This is a genomic window from Thiomonas sp., assembly GCF_054608695.1.
Window position 1 is genome coordinate 14,947 of sequence record NZ_JBTRXV010000012.1, and the last position, 15,615, is coordinate 30,561.

Annotated in this window: 20 protein-coding genes; 19 read left to right on the forward strand and 1 reads right to left on the reverse strand. The window is 65.9% G+C overall.

The window, feature by feature from the left end; translation table 11 throughout:
* The first annotated feature begins 6 nt into the window (after positions 1-6).
* The 17 genes from ACYCUK_RS07005 to tatC all read left to right on the forward strand — a co-directional run bounded on the left by ACYCUK_RS07005 (position 7) and on the right by tatC (position 12,526).
* Positions 7-951 carry an ABC transporter ATP-binding protein gene (locus ACYCUK_RS07005; protein ID WP_461594086.1) on the forward strand — a complete coding sequence of 315 codons (945 nt, stop codon included), beginning with the start codon at positions 7-9 and terminating at the stop codon, positions 949-951.
* Positions 948-1,703, forward strand: a complete 756-nt coding sequence (locus tag ACYCUK_RS07010) for an ABC transporter permease (protein ID WP_461594087.1) — start codon at positions 948-950, stop codon at positions 1,701-1,703. The genes ACYCUK_RS07005 and ACYCUK_RS07010 overlap by 4 nt, the downstream gene beginning before the upstream one ends.
* A 45-nt stretch (positions 1,704-1,748) precedes the next feature.
* Positions 1,749-1,991 carry a BolA family protein gene (locus ACYCUK_RS07015; protein WP_112488499.1) on the forward strand — a complete coding sequence of 81 codons (243 nt, stop codon included), beginning with the start codon at positions 1,749-1,751 and terminating at the stop codon, positions 1,989-1,991.
* Positions 1,992-2,071: 80 nt separating this feature from the next.
* The gene (murA, locus tag ACYCUK_RS07020; protein ID WP_461594088.1) at positions 2,072-3,340 is read left to right on the forward strand and encodes a UDP-N-acetylglucosamine 1-carboxyvinyltransferase; all 1,269 of its coding nucleotides are present in this window, start codon (positions 2,072-2,074) and stop codon (positions 3,338-3,340) included.
* A 74-nt stretch (positions 3,341-3,414) separates the two neighbouring features.
* A complete protein-coding gene (gene hisG / locus ACYCUK_RS07025; RefSeq protein ID WP_461594089.1) occupies positions 3,415-4,083 on the forward strand; it encodes an ATP phosphoribosyltransferase in 669 nt (222 codons plus the stop codon).
* A complete protein-coding gene (gene hisD, locus ACYCUK_RS07030) occupies positions 4,080-5,420 on the forward strand; it encodes a histidinol dehydrogenase (RefSeq protein WP_461594090.1) in 1,341 nt (446 codons plus the stop codon). The genes hisG and hisD overlap by 4 nt, the downstream gene beginning before the upstream one ends.
* Positions 5,421-5,496: 76 nt before the next feature.
* Positions 5,497-6,591 (forward strand): histidinol-phosphate transaminase, encoded by a 1,095-nt coding sequence (hisC, locus tag ACYCUK_RS07035; RefSeq protein WP_461594091.1) that lies wholly within the window; start codon positions 5,497-5,499, stop codon positions 6,589-6,591.
* Positions 6,592-6,656: 65 nt separating this feature from the next.
* On the forward strand, positions 6,657-7,244 hold the full coding sequence (gene hisB, locus ACYCUK_RS07040) for an imidazoleglycerol-phosphate dehydratase HisB (protein WP_461594092.1): 588 nt from the start codon (positions 6,657-6,659) through the stop codon (positions 7,242-7,244).
* 69 nt (positions 7,245-7,313) lie between these two features.
* Positions 7,314-7,985, forward strand: coding sequence for an imidazole glycerol phosphate synthase subunit HisH (gene hisH, locus ACYCUK_RS07045; protein WP_461594093.1), 672 nt, complete (start codon positions 7,314-7,316; stop codon positions 7,983-7,985).
* Between the two features lie 46 nt (positions 7,986-8,031).
* Positions 8,032-8,781, forward strand: a complete 750-nt coding sequence (hisA, locus tag ACYCUK_RS07050) for a 1-(5-phosphoribosyl)-5-[(5-phosphoribosylamino)methylideneamino]imidazole-4-carboxamide isomerase (protein WP_112487607.1) — start codon at positions 8,032-8,034, stop codon at positions 8,779-8,781.
* Positions 8,782-8,813: 32 nt separating this feature from the next.
* On the forward strand, positions 8,814-9,599 hold the full coding sequence (gene hisF, locus ACYCUK_RS07055) for an imidazole glycerol phosphate synthase subunit HisF (protein WP_461594094.1): 786 nt from the start codon (positions 8,814-8,816) through the stop codon (positions 9,597-9,599).
* A 70-nt stretch (positions 9,600-9,669) separates the two neighbouring features.
* Positions 9,670-10,059 (forward strand): phosphoribosyl-AMP cyclohydrolase, encoded by a 390-nt coding sequence (hisI, locus tag ACYCUK_RS07060; RefSeq protein ID WP_461594095.1) that lies wholly within the window; start codon positions 9,670-9,672, stop codon positions 10,057-10,059.
* Entirely contained in the window at positions 10,056-10,418 is a 363-nt protein-coding gene (locus ACYCUK_RS07065) for a phosphoribosyl-ATP diphosphatase (protein WP_461594096.1), read from the forward strand. The genes hisI and ACYCUK_RS07065 overlap by 4 nt, the downstream gene beginning before the upstream one ends.
* 81 nt (positions 10,419-10,499) lie before the next feature.
* Positions 10,500-10,850: a histidine triad nucleotide-binding protein gene (locus ACYCUK_RS07070; protein ID WP_461594097.1), complete on the forward strand. Its 351-nt coding sequence runs from the start codon at positions 10,500-10,502 to the stop codon at positions 10,848-10,850.
* A 21-nt stretch (positions 10,851-10,871) separates the two neighbouring features.
* Positions 10,872-11,117 (forward strand): Sec-independent protein translocase subunit TatA, encoded by a 246-nt coding sequence (tatA, locus tag ACYCUK_RS07075; protein WP_112487600.1) that lies wholly within the window; start codon positions 10,872-10,874, stop codon positions 11,115-11,117.
* Positions 11,118-11,194: 77 nt separating this feature from the next.
* Complete coding sequence (gene tatB / locus ACYCUK_RS07080) at positions 11,195-11,689, forward strand: Sec-independent protein translocase protein TatB (protein WP_461594098.1); 495 nt, start codon at positions 11,195-11,197, stop codon at positions 11,687-11,689.
* Between the two features lie 27 nt (positions 11,690-11,716).
* Entirely contained in the window at positions 11,717-12,526 is an 810-nt protein-coding gene (gene tatC, locus ACYCUK_RS07085; RefSeq protein WP_112487596.1) for a twin-arginine translocase subunit TatC, read from the forward strand.
* Positions 12,527-12,637: 111 nt separating this feature from the next.
* Here the strand turns inward: tatC and ACYCUK_RS07090 are convergent, their stop codons facing one another.
* Entirely contained in the window at positions 12,638-13,819 is a 1,182-nt protein-coding gene (locus tag ACYCUK_RS07090) for a S1C family serine protease (protein WP_461594099.1), read from the reverse strand.
* Positions 13,820-13,836: 17 nt separating this feature from the next.
* Here ACYCUK_RS07090 and ACYCUK_RS07095 point away from each other — a divergent pair, with 17 nt between their 5' ends.
* Both ACYCUK_RS07095 and pdxA read left to right on the forward strand, forming a co-directional pair.
* The gene (locus ACYCUK_RS07095) at positions 13,837-14,586 is read left to right on the forward strand and encodes a Nif3-like dinuclear metal center hexameric protein (protein WP_461594100.1); all 750 of its coding nucleotides are present in this window, start codon (positions 13,837-13,839) and stop codon (positions 14,584-14,586) included.
* Complete coding sequence (gene pdxA, locus ACYCUK_RS07100) at positions 14,583-15,608, forward strand: 4-hydroxythreonine-4-phosphate dehydrogenase PdxA (RefSeq protein WP_461594101.1); 1,026 nt, start codon at positions 14,583-14,585, stop codon at positions 15,606-15,608. The genes ACYCUK_RS07095 and pdxA overlap by 4 nt, the downstream gene beginning before the upstream one ends.
* Positions 15,609-15,615: the final 7 nt, after the last annotated feature.

Consider the following 15,615-nt stretch of genomic DNA (forward strand, 5'->3'; position numbering starts at 1 on the left):
TTTTGCATGACCGCTTCCAGCACACACCCCGCAGTTCGATTCGAGGCCATCGTCAAGCGCTACGGCGGTCGCGCCGTGGTCGACGGCGTCGATCTCGACATTGCGCAGGGCGAATTCTTCGCCCTTCTCGGTGCCAATGGCGCGGGCAAAACCACCCTCATCAGCATGCTGGCCGGGCTGACGCGCGCCAGTGGCGGCCGAGTGCAGGTGCTTGGGCGCGACGTCGCCACCGACCCCATCGCCACCCGCCGCCTGCTCGGCGTCGTGCCGCAGGAATTGGTGTTCGATCCCTTTTTCACGGTGCGCGAAACCTTGCGTCTGCAGTCCGGTTACTTCGGCCTGGGCAAGAACGACGCCTGGATCGACGAATTGCTGCACCACCTCGGCCTCGCATCCCAGGCCGAACAAAACACCCGCACTCTTTCCGGCGGCATGAAGCGCCGCGTCATGGTGGCGCAGGCGCTGGTGCACAGGCCGCCGGTCATCGTGCTCGATGAACCCACCGCGGGGGTGGACGTGGAGCTGCGTCAAAGCCTGTGGGCGTTCATCACCGGCCTGAACCACCAGGGCCACACGGTGTTGTTGACCACCCACTACCTGGAGGAGGCGCAGGCTCTCTGTAGCCGCATCGGCATGCTCAAGCTCGGCCGCCTCGTGGCGCTGGACTCCACCCATGCATTGTTGTCGCGCTTTGCCTCGACGCAAATGCTGTTTCGCGTTGCAACCGGTATTTTGCCGGCGGAGCTTGCCGCACGCTGCAAGCCGGAAGGGCACCGCATCGTCTGCGTGGTGCGCGATGCGGCCGAGGTCGAGCACATCCTCGCCGCGCTACGCGCTGCGGGCTGTGTGGTGGACGAACTGGAAGTTCGCCGTGCCGACCTGGAAGACGCGTTCATGCAGGTCATGAATGGCAGCGAACATGTGGCTGAACGCGTCAGGCAAGCCGCATGACCGGCCTGTCCACCCTGTTTCGCAAGGAGTTGCTGCGTTTCTGGAAAGTCAGCCTGCAGACCGTGGCCGCGCCCGTGCTCAGCAGCCTGCTCTACCTGCTGATCTTCTCGCACGCCATGACCGCGCACATCAAGGTGTTCGGCAGCGTGCCTTACACCGCTTTTCTCATTCCCGGCCTGGCGATGATGAGCGTGCTGCAAAACGCGTTCGCCAACACCTCCTCGTCGCTGATCCAGTCCAAGATCACCGGCAATCTGGTGTTCGTGCTGCTGTCGCCTCTCAAGTCCTGGGAACTGCTCGCCGCCTATGTCGGCGCCTCGGTGGTGCGGGGTTTGAGCGTGGGGCTTGGGCTGACGCTGGTGGCGCTGTGGTTCGTGCCGCTGGAGTATCGCCATCCCATGTGGATTCTGGTGTTCGCCGTGCTGGGGGCATCCATGCTGGCGTCGCTGGGCGTCGTCGCCGGCATCTGGGCCGAGAAGTTCGATCAGATGGCGGCGTTCCAGAACTTCATCATCGTGCCGGCCACGTTTTTGTCGGGCGTGTTCTATTCGGTCAAGAGTTTGCCGCCGTTCTGGATGGCGGTGTCGCATTTCAACCCGTTTTTCTACCTGGTCGACGGATTTCGCTACGGTTTTTTTGGCGTCTCCGACATCTCGCCCTGGACCTGCCTCCTCGCAGCCCTGATCGGCAATGCCGTCTGCGGCGGGTTGGCCTGGTCCTGGCTGCATCGCGGCTATAAATTGCGCAACTGACCATTGCGCCGCGCCCATCGTCATCTCTCGTTTTCGCCCACCATCATGGCTCTCCCCACCCCCGAACATCTGCGCGACCTCATCGCCGCCGGTCTGGATTGCACCCATTTGGAGGTGCAGGGTGACGGCCAGCATTTCTACGCCACCATCGTCAGCCCCGCTTTCACCGGGCAGTCGCGCCTGGCCCGGCATCGCTTGGTCTACGCTGCCCTGGGAGACCGCATGCGCGCTGAAATTCACGCGCTGTCGATGCGCACCGTCGCCCCCGGCGAGCCCATGCCCGACTAGAGCGCGCCTTCAGGGCGCACCAGGGCGGCGCCTAGAATCCACAAGTCTTTCTCCGGCACGGCCGGATCACATCATTCCCCATGGACAAACTCCGCATTCAGGGCGAGCGCCCGCTGCATGGCGACGTGCAGATCAGTGGCGCGAAAAACGCTGCGCTGCCGCTGATGGCGGCCTGCCTGCTCACCGACCAGCCCGTCGTGCTGTCCAACGCGCCCGAGTTGATGGACGTGCGCACCCTCGGCCAGTTGCTGGCCGGCATGGGCACGCAGGTGGCGCAAGAAGGCGCCAGCATCCGCCTGCAGGCCGACGCCATCACCGCCTGCGTCGCGCCTTACGAGCGGGTGAAAACCATGCGCGCCAGCGTGCTGGTGCTGGGGCCGCTGGTGGCGCGCTTCGGCCATGCCCGCGTCAGCTTGCCCGGTGGTTGCGCCATTGGCGCGCGGCCGGTGGATCAGCACATCAAGGGCTTGCAGCAGCTCGGCGCCGAGGTGCATGTGGAGCATGGCGACATCGTCGCCGGCGTGCCGGGCGGGCGGCTCAAGGGCGCGCGCATCAGCACCGACATGATCACCGTCACCGGCACCGAGAACCTGATGATGGCCGCCTGCCTGGCCGAGGGCGAGTCGGTGATCGAGAACGCCGCGCAGGAGCCCGAGGTGGCCGACCTGGCGGCGATGCTGCTGAAGATGGGCGCGCGCATCGACGGCGCCGGCAGCTCGCGCATCCGCATTCAGGGCGTGGAGCGCCTGCATGGGGCCGAGCACGCCATCGTGCCAGACCGCATCGAGGCCGGCACCTTCTTGTGCGCGGCGGTGGCCACGCGTGGCGACGTCACGCTGCGCGGCTGCGTGCCCGAACATCTCGACAGCCTGCTGGACAAATTGCGCGAGGCCGGCGCCACGCTCACCAGCGGCACGGACTGGATCCGCGTGCAGGCCGACGCCATGCCCGGCGGCCGGCCCCGTGCGGTGTCGGTGCGCACCTCCGAGTACCCCGGTTTCGCCACCGACATGCAGGCCCAGTTCATGGCCGTGAACTGCCTGGCGCAAGGCGCTGCGCATCTGACTGAGACCATTTTCGAGAACCGCTTCATGCATGTGCAGGAGCTGGTGCGCCTGGGGGCGAATATCGCCATCGAGGGCAATACGTGCGTGGTGCAAGGCGTGGAGCGCTTGTCGGGCGCCACCGTCATGGCCACCGATCTGCGCGCGTCCGCCGGGCTGGTGATTGCCGGGCTGGCGGCCGAGGGCGAAACCCTGGTGGAACGCATCTATCACCTCGACCGCGGTTATGCCGGCATGGAGCACAAGCTCGCCGCGCTGGGCGCCAGCATCGCGCGGGTGCGTTGAGCTGGCCGCAACCGACCCCGCCCTTCACCCCGCGTCCTGCAAGTCTCTACGCATCCGGTAATCTTTCGTCCACCATGCTCACTCTCGCGCTGTCCAAAGGCCGCATCTTCGACGACACCCTGCCGCTGCTGGCACGGGCCGGCATCACCGTGGCGGAAGATCCCGAAGCCACGCGCAAACTCATCCTGCCGACCAACCGGCCGGACCTGCGCGTGGTGCTGGTGCGCGCCAGCGACGTGCCCACCTATGTGCGCTACGGCGGCGCCGATTTCGGCGTGGCCGGCCTCGACGTGCTGCTCGAAGCCGACGCCGCGCTCGGCGGCGACGGCCTGTACCGCCCGGTGGACCTCGGCATCGCCCGCTGCCGCCTGAGCGTGGCCACGCCGCAGGGCTTCGACTACGCCCACGCCGTGCGCCAGGGCGCGCGCCTGCGCGTGGCCACCAAGTATGTGCATCTGGCGCGCGAGCACTTCGCCGCCAAGGGGGTGCATGTCGATCTCGTCAAGCTCTACGGCTCGATGGAACTCGCGCCCCTCATCGGCCTGGCCGATGCCATCGTCGACCTGGTCTCCAGCGGCGGCACGCTCAAGGCCAACGGCCTGGTCGAGGTCGAATCCATCATGGACATTTCGGCGCGGCTCATCGTCAACCAGGCTGCGTTCAAGACCAAGACCGCCGCGCTCAAACCTTTGGTCGACGGCCTGCGCGCCGCCGCTGCATCCAACGCATCCATTCCCGCATGAACGCCCCCGCTTCCGACTTGCTGCTGCGCCGTCTCGACACCGCAAGCCCTGACTTCGAGGCGCAGTACGCCCAGCTCTTCGCCCGCATGGCCGAGGAGAATGCCGAGATCGACGCCCGCGCCGCCGACATCCTGGCCGATGTGCGCGCCCGTGGCGACGCCGCCGTGCTGGACTACACCCGCCGCTTCGACCATCTCGACGCACCGAACATGGCCGCGCTCGAAATCTCCCAGGCCGAGCTGCGTGCCGCGCTGGCGCAGATTCCCGCCGAGCAGCGCCACGCGCTGGAGCAGGCCGCCGAGCGCGTGCGCGACTACCACCAGCGCCAGATGCAGCAGGTTGGCCAGAGCTGGGAGTATGTCGACGCCGACGGCACCCTGCTGGGGCAGAAGGTGACGCCGCTGGACCGCGTCGGCATCTACGTGCCGGGCGGCAAGGCGGCCTATCCGTCCTCGGTGCTGATGAATGCCGTTCCTGCCCATGTGGCCGGCGTGGTCGAGATCATCATGGTCGTGCCCACGCCCGGTGGCGAGCGCAATCCCCTGGTGCTGGCCGCAGCGGCCGTGGCCGGTGTCAGCCGCGCCTTCGCCATTGGCGGCGCCCAGGCCGTGGGTGCCTTGGCATTTGGGACAGCCACCGTGCCCAAGGTGGACAAGATCACCGGCCCCGGCAACGCCTATGTGGCCGCCGCCAAGCGTCGCGTGTTCGGCATTTGCGGCATCGACATGATCGCCGGGCCTTCGGAAATCCTGGTCATCGCCGATGGCACCACCCCGCCGGAATGGGTGGCGATGGATTTGTTCTCCCAGGCCGAGCACGACGAACTCGCGCAGAGCATTCTGCTGTGCCCGGACGCTGCATATATTGACGCCGTGGCCGCCGAAATCCGCCGCCTGCTGCCGGGCATGAGTCGGCAGCCCATCATCGCCGCATCGCTGTCCGGCCGTGGTGCCCTCATCCAGGTGCGCAATCTGGACGAGGCCTGCGAACTGGCCGACCGCATCGCCCCCGAGCACCTGGAAGTGTCGGCCGCGCAGCCGCGTCCCATCGCCGATCGCCTGCGTCATGCCGGCGCCATCTTCCTCGGCGCCTACACCTCCGAGTCGCTCGGCGACTATTGCGCCGGCCCCAACCATGTGCTGCCCACCTCGGGCACGGCGCGCTTCTCCTCGCCGCTCGGGGTGTACGACTTCATCAAGCGCACCAGCTTGATCGAGGTCAGCCACGCCGGCGCGCAGCGCCTGGGCCGCATCGCCTCGGTGCTGGCACATGGCGAGCGCCTGCAGGCGCATGCGCTGGCGGCCGAAATGCGCCTGGATCACGACCTCAAGGCCTAGGCATGAGCCTGCAGAGCCGCCTCAAAGGCGCATACCCTCTCGGAGGGATGGCGCGCAGCGCCTGGGGAGCCAATTCATGAGCCGATACTGGAGCGAGGTCGTGCACGGCCTCACACCCTATGTGCCGGGCGAGCAGCCGAAGATCGCCGGCCTGATCAAGCTCAACACCAACGAGTGCCCCTACGGCCCCAGCTTGCGCGTGCTGCAGGCCATCCGCGAGGCGGCAACGGAAGACCTGCGCCTGTATCCCGACCCCGAGGCGCGGGCGCTGAAAGACGCCATCGCCGTCCATCATGGCCTGCAGGCCGAGCAGGTGTTCGTCGGCAATGGTTCGGACGAAGTGCTGGCCCATGTGTTTCAGGCGCTGCTCAAGCACGACGCGCCGCTGCTGTTCCCCGACATCAGCTACAGCTTCTATCCGGTCTATGCCCGGCTGTACGACATGGCCACGCGCCTGATGCCCTTGCGCGACGACTTCAGCCTCGGCGTGGACGACTATTTGCAAGCCGGACGCGACGGTCGCGTCGGCGGCATCATCTTTCCCAACCCCAACGCGCCCACCGGCATGGCGCTGGCCCTGGCCGAAGTCCAGCGCCTGCTGACAGGCTTTCCCGACGCGGTGGTGGTGGTCGACGAGGCGTATGTCGATTTCGGCGCGCAGACCGCCGCCGCGCTGATCGACCGCCATCCCAACCTGCTGGTGGTGCGCACCTTGTCGAAAGCCCGCGCCCTGGCTGGTTTGCGGGTGGGTTACGCGCTGGGCCATGTCGATTTGATCGAAGCCCTGGTGCGGGTGAAGGACAGCTTCAATTCCTACCCGCTGGACCGGCTGGCCATTGCCGGCGGCGTGGCCGCCATGCAGGACGAAGCCTGGTTCGAGCGCACCCGCGCACTCATCACCGCCAGCCGCGACAAGCTTGTCGCCGGTTTGCAGCAACACGGCTTCGAGGTGTTGCCATCGGCCGCCAACTTCGTTTTTGCGCGCCACCCACGGCATGCTGGCACCGAGTTGGCTGCCAAGCTGCGCGAACAGCGCATCCTGGTACGCCATTTCCGTCAGCCCGAGCGCATTGCGCCGTTCCTGCGCATCACCGTCGGGACCGAGGCGCAGTGCGAGGCCTTGCTGCTGGCGCTGGCCGACATCCTGCAGCCAGCGTCTGCGCTTCGGTAACATCGCGTCATACCGCTTTCTTCGCGGTTCCATCACGGCCAAACCCGTTTTCCCAGCCTCCAAGCATGCGCACCGCCCAGGTCACCCGCCAAACCGCTGAAACCCGCATCAGCGTCGAACTCAATCTCGACGGCAGCGGGGTGTCCAAGCTTGCCACCGGCATCGGTTTTTTCGACCACATGCTCGATCAGATCGCGCGTCATGGCCTGGTCGATCTCACGGTGCAGGCCGAGGGCGATCTGCACATCGACGGCCACCACACGGTGGAGGACGTCGGCATCACCATCGGCCAGGCCCTGGCCAAGGCGATTGGCGACAAAAAAGGCGTGCGCCGTTACGGCCACGCCTATGTGCCGCTGGACGAAGCGCTGTCGCGCGTGGTGATCGATTTTTCCGGCCGTCCAGGGCTCGAATGGCATGTGCCTTTCACCCGCGCCATGATCGGCGAGTTCGACGTCGATCTCGCCCACGAATTTTTCCAGGGCCTGGTCAACCATGCCTTCATCTCGATGCATGTCGACAATCTGCGCGGCGACAACGCCCACCACCAGTGCGAAACGGTGTTCAAGGCTTTCGGCCGCGCGCTGCGTGCGGCGGCCGAAATCGACCCGCGCATGGGCCAGGCCATCCCCTCGACCAAGGGCTCGCTGTGACCACGCCTGCGGCGCGGATCGTCCGCACCTGATTCGCCACACCACACCACCGTTCCTTCCGACGCCCGCATGAAAACGGTCGCCATCGTCGATTACGGCATGGGCAATCTGCGCTCCGTGTCGCAGGCCGTGCAGCATGTCGCCAAGGGTCTTCCCTGGCAGGTGGTGGTCACGTCCGACGCTCGGGTGGTGCGCGATGCCGACCGCATCGTGCTGCCCGGCCAGGGCGCCATGCCGGACTGCATGCGCGAGCTGCGCGACTCCGGCCTGCAAGCACCGGTGCTTGAAGCCGCAGGCGGGCAGGCGCGCAGCGGCAAGCCACTCTTTGGCGTCTGCGTCGGCATGCATATGCTGCTCGACCGCAGCGAGGAAGGCCCGACACAAGGTCTGGGGCTGATCGCCGGCGAGGTGCGCCGCTTCCAGCTCGCTGGCCAGAACCAGCCCGACGGCAGCCGCTACAAGGTGCCGCATATGGGCTGGAACGCGGTGCACCCGGTGGCGCACGACGGCCGGGCTCACCCTTTGTGGGCGGGCGTGGACGATGGCGCGGCGTTCTACTTCGTGCATAGTTTCTATGCGCAGCCGACAGCGGAGCGCAGTATTGCGGGCCGCTCCGAGTATGGCGTGACCTTTGCCAGCGCCATCGCCCGCGATACGATTTTCGCCACCCAGTTTCACCCTGAAAAAAGCGCCGCGGCAGGCCTTGCGCTCTACCGCAATTTCCTCGACTGGAATCCCTGACCCGGCTACCCGGCAGGATGTCCCGAACTCGTTGTCGACCCGTCCCATGTTGCTGATTCCCGCGATCGATCTCAAGAACGGCCAGTGCGTTCGCCTGGAGCAAGGCGAAATGCAGGCCGCCACCGTGTTTTCCACCGAGCCCGCCGCCATGGCCCGGCACTGGGTGGAGCAGGGCGCGCAGCGCCTGCATCTGGTGGACCTGAATGGCGCCTTCGCCGGCCGGCCGGAAAACGAGCCCGCCATCCGCGCCATCCTGCGCGAGGTGGGCGAAGACATTCCGGTGCAACTCGGCGGTGGCATTCGCGACCTCGAGACCATCGAGCGCTATCTGGACGATGGCCTGAGCTTCGTCGTCATCGGCACCGCCGCGGTGAAAAACCCCGGCTTCCTGAAAGAGGCTTGCAGCGCCTTCGGCGGCCACATCATCGTCGGCCTGGACGCGCGCGACGGCAAGGTCGCCACCGATGGCTGGAGCAAGCTCACCGGCCATGAGGTGGTCGATCTGGCGCGCAAGTTCGAGGACTATGGCGTCGAGGGCGTGATCTACACCGACATCGGCCGCGACGGCATGCTCACCGGCCTGAACATCGACGCCACCGTGCGCCTGGCCGAGGCGCTGTCCATCCCCGTCATCGCCTCCGGCGGCCTGGCCGGCATGGCCGACATCGAACGCCTGATTGCGGTGGAAAGCAGTGGCGTCGAAGGCGTGATCTGCGGCCGGGCCATTTACACCGGCGCGCTCGACTTCAAGGCGGCGCAGCAGCGCGTCGCGGCCGCGGCCGCCGGCTCGGCCTGATCACGGCGCAAGGCCCAAGCTCTCCCACTTCCATGCTATTCAAACGCATCATCCCCTGCCTGGACGTGACCGGCGGCCGTGTGGTCAAGGGCGTGAACTTCGTCGGTCTGCGCGACGCCGGTGATCCGGTGGACATTGCCGCGCGCTACAACGAACAGGGCGCCGACGAACTCACCTTCCTCGACATCACCGCCACGTCCGACGGCCGCGACCTGCTGCTGCACATGATCGAGGCGGTGGCGTCGCAGGTGTTCATTCCACTCACGGTCGGCGGCGGCGTGCGCACGGTGGACGACGTGCGCCGTCTGCTCAACGCCGGCGCCGACAAGGTCAGCTTCAATTCCGCCGCCGTCGCCAACCCGCAGGTGATTGCCGACGCTTCCGCCAAATACGGTGCGCAGTGCATTGTCGTCGCCATCGACGCCAAACGCCGCGCTGGCGACGACCTCGCCGCGCGCGGCGCCGGCTGGGACGTCTACACCCACGGCGGCCGGCGCAATGCCGGCCTCGACGCGGTGGACTGGGCCTGCCGCATGACCGCAGCCGGCGCCGGCGAAATCCTGCTCACCAGCATGGACCGCGACGGCACCAAGGTCGGCTTCGATCTCGACCTCACCCGCGCCGTGGCCGACGCCGTCCCGGTGCCCGTCATCGCCTCAGGTGGCGTCGGCGGCCTGCAAGACCTCGCCAATGGCATCACCCAGGGCCATGCCGACGCCGTGCTGGCCGCGAGCATCTTCCACTACGGGCAACACACCGTCGGCGAGGCCAAGCGCTTCATGGCCGGCCTGGGCATCCCGATGCGCGTGAACGCATGATGAAGGCACAAGCCATCCGGGGCGCCTGGGTCAACGCAGTCCATAGCAGCATGATGACTACACTTCCAGCATGAACTGGCTCGACGAGATTTGCTGGGACGCCAGCGGCCTGGTTCCCGCCATTGCGCAGGAAGCGGGCAGCAAGGACATTCTCATGGTGGCCTGGATGAACCGGCAGGCGCTGCAGCGCACGCTGGAACTGGGCGAGGCCGTGTATTGGTCGCGCTCGCGCAAGCGCCTGTGGCACAAGGGCGAGGCCTCCGGCCATGTGCAGAAGGTTGAATCCATCCGGCTCGATTGCGATGGCGACGTGGTGCTGCTGACGGTGCGCCAACTCGGCCACGACCCCGGCATTGCCTGCCATACCGGACGCCATTCCTGTTTTTTCCGCGAGTTGCGCCAAGGCGAATGGACCACGGTCGAATCCGTGCTGAAAGATCCTGAGCAAATCTACACATGAAGCCATCTTCACCAGCGCCCGACACGCCGGGCTGCGACGTGCTCGACCGCCTCGCCGCCGTGATCGAAGCCCGCAAACAGGCCGATCCAGCCTCGTCCTACGTGGCCCGTCTTTTCGCCAAGGGCGACGATGCCATGCTCAAGAAGGTTGGCGAGGAAGCCACTGAATTCGTCCTCGCGGCGAAGGGCGGAGAGCGCCAGTCCATCGTTTATGAAGCGGCCGATTTATGGTTTCACACCCTCCTGGCCTTGGCCCATCACGGTATTTCGCCGCGTGAGGTCTTGGCCGAATTGGCGCGGCGCGAAGGTTTGTCGGGTATCGAGGAATTCGCGCGCCGCGGTGCGTCGTCACCCAAGTAGCCAAGCTTGACAGCAGCCCATCGTGAGCGCCTCATTCGAGTTTGCATCCAAACCCTGATTTGACTCGTACTGTTCATCAACATGCACGATCCCAACTGTATTTTCTGCAAGATCATTGCCGGCACCATCCCGTCGAACACGCTGTACGAGGATGATGAGGTCGTGGCTTTTCATGACATCAACCCTGCAGCACCGGTCCATTTTCTGCTGGTGCCCAAGCGCCATATCGCCACGCTGGCGGCAGTGGAACCTGGAGACCAGGCCTTGCTCGGTAAAATGCTGGCGTTGGTTCCGCGACTGGCCGAGCAGCTAGGCTGTGGCGATGGTTTCAAAACCGTCATCAACACCGGACCGAATGGCGGGCAGGAGGTTTATCACCTGCATCTTCATGTCTTGGGCGGCCCTCGCCCCTGGAAACGCGCGACGATCTGAAAGTCGCTAAGGAGTATCGAAATGGGCTCATTGAGCATTTGGCATTGGCTGATCGTCCTGGTCATCGTGATGATGGTCTTCGGCACGAAAAAGCTGAAAAACATGGGTTCCGACCTGGGGTCAGCCGTCAAGGGTTTCAAGGACGGCATGCGCGACGGCGATGCCGAGGCCACCCCGGGCACAACGGCTGCCGACAAGCAGCTGGGTGCCCAGGCCGGCGCGGTGAAGAAGGACACCATCGACGTCGAGGCCAAGGAAAAATCCTGATCTCCGGACAGCGGCGCCGGGCCGGCCATGTTGCCGGCTTTTTTATTCATCGGCACCGCAAGGTCTGAGCAACAGCCATGTTCGATATCGGCATCTCGGAACTGGGCGTCATCGGCGTGGTCGCGCTGATCGTGCTCGGCCCCGAAAAACTCCCCAAGGTGGCGCGCACGGTGGGCAATCTGCTCGGCCGGGCGCAGCGCTACATGGCCGACGTGAAATCCGAAGTGAACCGGCAAATGGAGCTGGACGAGTTGCGCAGCATGAAGTCCACGGTCGAGTCGGCAGCGCAGGACATCCACAACACGGTTTCCAAGAACATCGGCGACGTCGGCCAGGAATTCGACTCGGCCTGGAAGGAAGCCACCGCAGGCCTGGAGGACGGATCGCAAACATCGTTCGATGCTCCCTCCATTGGCGACGGTCTGGGTTTCGAGAACCATAAGCCCAAGCGCCTGAAAAAATCCACCGTCCAAGCCGTTCCGCTCTGGTATCGCCGCCAGGCCCGGGTACGCAGTCACGCCCTGTCTGGCGCGGCCCGCGTGGCGCGCCACCGTCCCCGCTCCGGCCTCTGAAGCCCGCACTCCTTTCCTGCCGCACACGTGACTGATCCCAAGCCGTCCGACTCCCCGAATCCGGAAGCCGAGCAGCCCTTCGTGACCCATCTGGTCGAGCTGAGAAATCGGCTCATCCGCGCTGTGGCCGCCATAGGCATCGTTTTCGCCATCCTGGCCATCTATCCCGGCCCTTCCGGCTTGTTCGACCTGTTCGCCAAGCCGCTCATTGCACACCTGCCGCACGGCTCGGGCCTCATTGCCATCGGCGTCATCACGCCCTTCCTGGTGCCGCTCAAGCTGACCATGCTGACGGCGTTGATGATCGCCCTGCCCGTCGTGCTGTATCAGCTCTGGGCCTTTATCGCGCCGGGATTGTATGCGCACGAGAAACGACTGGTTGTCCCCCTGGTGTTCATCAGCACCATTCTTTTTTACCTGGGCGTGGCCTTCGCGTATTTCATCGTTCTGGGAAGATTGTTTACCTTCATCCAGGACGTGGCGCCCAAGGTGGTGACGGCCGCACCCGATATCGAGTCTTACCTGAGCTTCGTGCTCACCTTGTTCATGGCTTTTGGCACCGCGTTCGAGGTGCCGGTGGTGCTGATGCTGCTGGTGCGTTTCGGCATGCTCACCATCGAGCAGCTCAAGGCCTGGCGCAGTTACTTCATCGTCGTGGCCTTCATCATCGCCGCCGTCATCACCCCGCCAGACGTGTTTTCGCAAACCTCGTTGGCCGTGTCCATGATTTTGCTGTACGAGGTGGGCATCATCGGATCGCGGGTGCTGGGCAAGTACGCACGGCCGCCCGATGAAGACGCCGATCAACCCAAGGATTCGGATCCGCCGGCCTCGTGACCACTGCTGCAGCCCAAGGTGCCGCAGCCAAGTGATCCGTTCCGAATGCCCTCAGGCTGCTCCGATGAGGTTGAGAAAACTTCTGAGCGCGCGCGTTCTCTCACGCGCCTCCTAGGGTGCGCCACTCCCGGCGCTTCCGCTTTCCTCATCCCGCAGCATGGCTGGCCCTTGCGGGCGGGTGCCAATCTTGACCCGAAGTTGCTGCTCATGCCCTTGGCGCAAGATGCGCACTGCGGTGGCGCTACCGGGTTTGAGGGCAGCCACGGCGTTGAGCAACTGGCCCGTGTTGCGCACCGCCTGCCCGGCAACGTCGAGCACCACATCGCCCGCGCGCATGCCGGCTCGGTCAGCAGGTCCGTGGCGTAACACCGCGGCAACAATCACTCCGTCGGCCACGGGCAGGCTCAGGGCCTGGGCCAGTTGCGGGCTGATGTCCTGTGGCTCCACGCCAATCCAGCCGCGCACCACATGCCCGCTCTGCACGAGTTGCTGCAGCACGTTGCGCGCGGTGGACGCCGGCACGGCGAAGCCAATGCCGAGCGAGCCGCCCGAGCGCGAGAAGATCGCGGTATTGATGCCCAACAAATTGCCGTTCACGTCCACCAGCGCCCCACCCGAATTGCCGGGATTGATGGCAGCGTCCGTCTGGATGAAGTTCTCGAAGGTGTTGATGCCCAGTTGCGTACGCCCGAGAGCGCTGACGATGCCCTGCGTCACCGTCTGCCCGACGCCGAAGGGGTAGCCAATGGCCAGCACCACGTCGCCGACACGCGCCTTGGTCTCGTCGCCGAAGGCCAGCGTGGGCAGATCGCGCAGCTTGATCTTGAGCACCGCCAAGTCGGTGTCGGGGTCGCGCCCCACGACCTGAGCGGCGGCTTCGCGTCCATCCGCCAGCTTGACCTCGATTTCCTCCGCACCCTCGATCACATGGTTGTTGGTCAGCACATAGCCCGTGGGGCTGACGATCACACCCGAGCCCAGCCCCACCGTGGGGGCGCGTGCGTCGGAGCCACCGAAAAAGCGCCCCGACAGCGATCCCCGGCCCGGCTTGGGGGCACGCGTCGTGGTGACGGATACCACCGCCGGCATGGCCTTCTGCGCCGCGCCGCTGTAGGAGCCCGCCGCAGGCGCGGCAGCCGGTCCGGGCGCGGCCTGCAACAGTTGCAAGACCGCCGTTTGGCCAGGAGCGCCGGCGCTGCGTTCCAGCCATTGCGGCGCCAGCATCCGTACCGCGAACACCACGCCCAGTGCGATCGTTGTCGCCTGAGCGAAAATCAACCAAAACCTGCGCATATCCACCTTCCCTGAACATGATCGATCGTGAGCAATTGGCCGCCTATCTGCGCGATTTTCTGCGCACCGATGGCTTTGAGGATTATGGCCCAAACGGCTTGCAAGTCGAGGGCAGGGCGCGCATCCGCCGCGTCGTCAGTGGCGTCACGGCAAATCTCGCGCTGATCGAACGTGCCGCCCGGCAGGGCGCCGACGCCATCCTCGTGCATCACGGCTGGTTCTGGCGTGGTGAAGACCCGCGCGTGGTGGGTCAAAAGCGCAAGCGCCTGGCCGCGCTGATGGCGGCTGACCTCAATTTGTTCGCCTATCACCTGCCCCTGGACGCGCATCCCCTGGTGGGCAATAACGCCCAATTGGCCGCGCGCATGGGGTGGCGGACCGATGGTCGTTTTGGCAAACAGGATCTGGGCTGGCTGGGCTCGGCACCCGCGCAGGAAACGCTGGCCGATCTTGCTGCTGAACTCGGACGCAAGCTCGAGCGCGCGCCCGTGCTGGTGGGCGATCCCACCGCGCGCGTCGGCCGCCTGGCCTGGTGCACCGGAGCCGCGCAAGGCTGGGTCGAGCAGGCCCATGCCGCCGGTGCGAACACCTACATCAGCGGCGAGATTTCCGAGCCCACGGCGCACTTCGCCCGCGAGATGGGCATCGCCTATCTCGCCTGCGGCCACCACGCCACCGAACGCTACGGCGTGCAGGCGCTGGGCGAGCACCTGGAACGCAGTTTCGGCATCGAGCACCGCTTCATCGACATCGACAATCCGGCATGAACCCGACACAGCCCCTGGCCATCACCATGGGAGATGCCGCCGGCATCGGCCCGGAAATCATCGTCAAGGCCTTCGCCGCGGGGCAGGCGCAGGATTGCGTCGTGGTGGGCGATGCCCAAGTCATCGCTGCGGCCGCCGCCCGTCTGGACATTTCCGGGGCCTTGGGGCCGAGCGTGGCGCGCATCGAGCAAGTGGCGCAATGGCACGGCCTGCCTCCCGGCGTGATCCCCGTGCTGCAGGCCCATGGCCTGGAGCCCGGATCGCTGCGCGACCTTGTGCCTGGACGGGTGGATGCACGCGCCGGCGCGGCGGCGCATGCCGCCATCGTCACCGCCGCGCAAGCGGCGCTGCGCGACGAGGTCGCCGCCATCGTCACGGCGCCCATTCACAAGGAGGCCTTGCATGCAGCGGGTGTGCCTTTCCCTGGCCACACCGAGTTGCTGCAGCATCTGGCGGGGGGCGCGCCGGTGCGCATGATGCTGGCCAATGACGAGCTTCGAACCGTGCTCGTGACCATCCACATGAGCGTTCGCGAGGCGATCGATGCCGTCACGTTCGAAGCCGTTCTCGACACCTTGCGCATCACGCACGCAGCCGCACAGCGCTGGGGTCAGGCGCACCCGCGCATTGCAGTGGCGGGTTTGAACCCGCATGCGGGTGAGGGCGGTTTATTCGGCGATGAAGAGATTCGCATTCTTGCCCCGGCCATCGAGCAGGCCCGAGCCGAGGGAATCGATGCCAGCGGGCCGCATGCGCCCGATACGGTGTTCATGCGCGCCCGCAATGCCCCTGGGCATGCGGGCGCGTTCGATGTGGTGGTCGCCATGCTGCACGACCATGGCCTGATTCCGGTGAAGTACATGGGGCTGGACGCAGGCGTGAACGTCACTCTCGGCTTGCCTTTCGTGCGTACCAGCCCGGACCACGGCACGGCATTCGACCTGGCAGGGCGTGGATGCGCCAATCCAGCCAGCCTGGTGAGTGCCATCGCCATGGCGCGGCAACTCATCAGCCGCGCCTAGTTCGGTT

What these genes read in the sequence shown, in the direction of transcription:
- ACYCUK_RS07005 (WP_461594086.1), top strand. Translation starts at nt 7, where the DNA reads ATGACCGCTTCCAGCACACACCCCGCAGTTCGATTCGAGGCCATCGTC.
- ACYCUK_RS07010 (WP_461594087.1), top strand. Translation starts at nt 948, where the DNA reads ATGACCGGCCTGTCCACCCTGTTTCGCAAGGAGTTGCTGCGTTTCTGG.
- ACYCUK_RS07015 (WP_112488499.1), top strand. Translation starts at nt 1,749, where the DNA reads ATGGCTCTCCCCACCCCCGAACATCTGCGCGACCTCATCGCCGCCGGT.
- murA (WP_461594088.1), top strand. Translation starts at nt 2,072, where the DNA reads ATGGACAAACTCCGCATTCAGGGCGAGCGCCCGCTGCATGGCGACGTG.
- hisG (WP_461594089.1), top strand. Translation starts at nt 3,415, where the DNA reads ATGCTCACTCTCGCGCTGTCCAAAGGCCGCATCTTCGACGACACCCTG.
- hisD (WP_461594090.1), top strand. Translation starts at nt 4,080, where the DNA reads ATGAACGCCCCCGCTTCCGACTTGCTGCTGCGCCGTCTCGACACCGCA.
- hisC (WP_461594091.1), top strand. Translation starts at nt 5,497, where the DNA reads ATGAGCCGATACTGGAGCGAGGTCGTGCACGGCCTCACACCCTATGTG.
- hisB (WP_461594092.1), top strand. Translation starts at nt 6,657, where the DNA reads ATGCGCACCGCCCAGGTCACCCGCCAAACCGCTGAAACCCGCATCAGC.
- hisH (WP_461594093.1), top strand. Translation starts at nt 7,314, where the DNA reads ATGAAAACGGTCGCCATCGTCGATTACGGCATGGGCAATCTGCGCTCC.
- hisA (WP_112487607.1), top strand. Translation starts at nt 8,032, where the DNA reads ATGTTGCTGATTCCCGCGATCGATCTCAAGAACGGCCAGTGCGTTCGC.
- hisF (WP_461594094.1), top strand. Translation starts at nt 8,814, where the DNA reads ATGCTATTCAAACGCATCATCCCCTGCCTGGACGTGACCGGCGGCCGT.
- hisI (WP_461594095.1), top strand. Translation starts at nt 9,670, where the DNA reads ATGAACTGGCTCGACGAGATTTGCTGGGACGCCAGCGGCCTGGTTCCC.
- ACYCUK_RS07065 (WP_461594096.1), top strand. Translation starts at nt 10,056, where the DNA reads ATGAAGCCATCTTCACCAGCGCCCGACACGCCGGGCTGCGACGTGCTC.
- ACYCUK_RS07070 (WP_461594097.1), top strand. Translation starts at nt 10,500, where the DNA reads ATGCACGATCCCAACTGTATTTTCTGCAAGATCATTGCCGGCACCATC.
- tatA (WP_112487600.1), top strand. Translation starts at nt 10,872, where the DNA reads ATGGGCTCATTGAGCATTTGGCATTGGCTGATCGTCCTGGTCATCGTG.
- tatB (WP_461594098.1), top strand. Translation starts at nt 11,195, where the DNA reads ATGTTCGATATCGGCATCTCGGAACTGGGCGTCATCGGCGTGGTCGCG.
- ACYCUK_RS07090 (WP_461594099.1), bottom strand. Translation starts at nt 13,819, where the DNA reads ATGCGCAGGTTTTGGTTGATTTTCGCTCAGGCGACAACGATCGCACTG.
- ACYCUK_RS07095 (WP_461594100.1), top strand. Translation starts at nt 13,837, where the DNA reads ATGATCGATCGTGAGCAATTGGCCGCCTATCTGCGCGATTTTCTGCGC.
- pdxA (WP_461594101.1), top strand. Translation starts at nt 14,583, where the DNA reads ATGAACCCGACACAGCCCCTGGCCATCACCATGGGAGATGCCGCCGGC.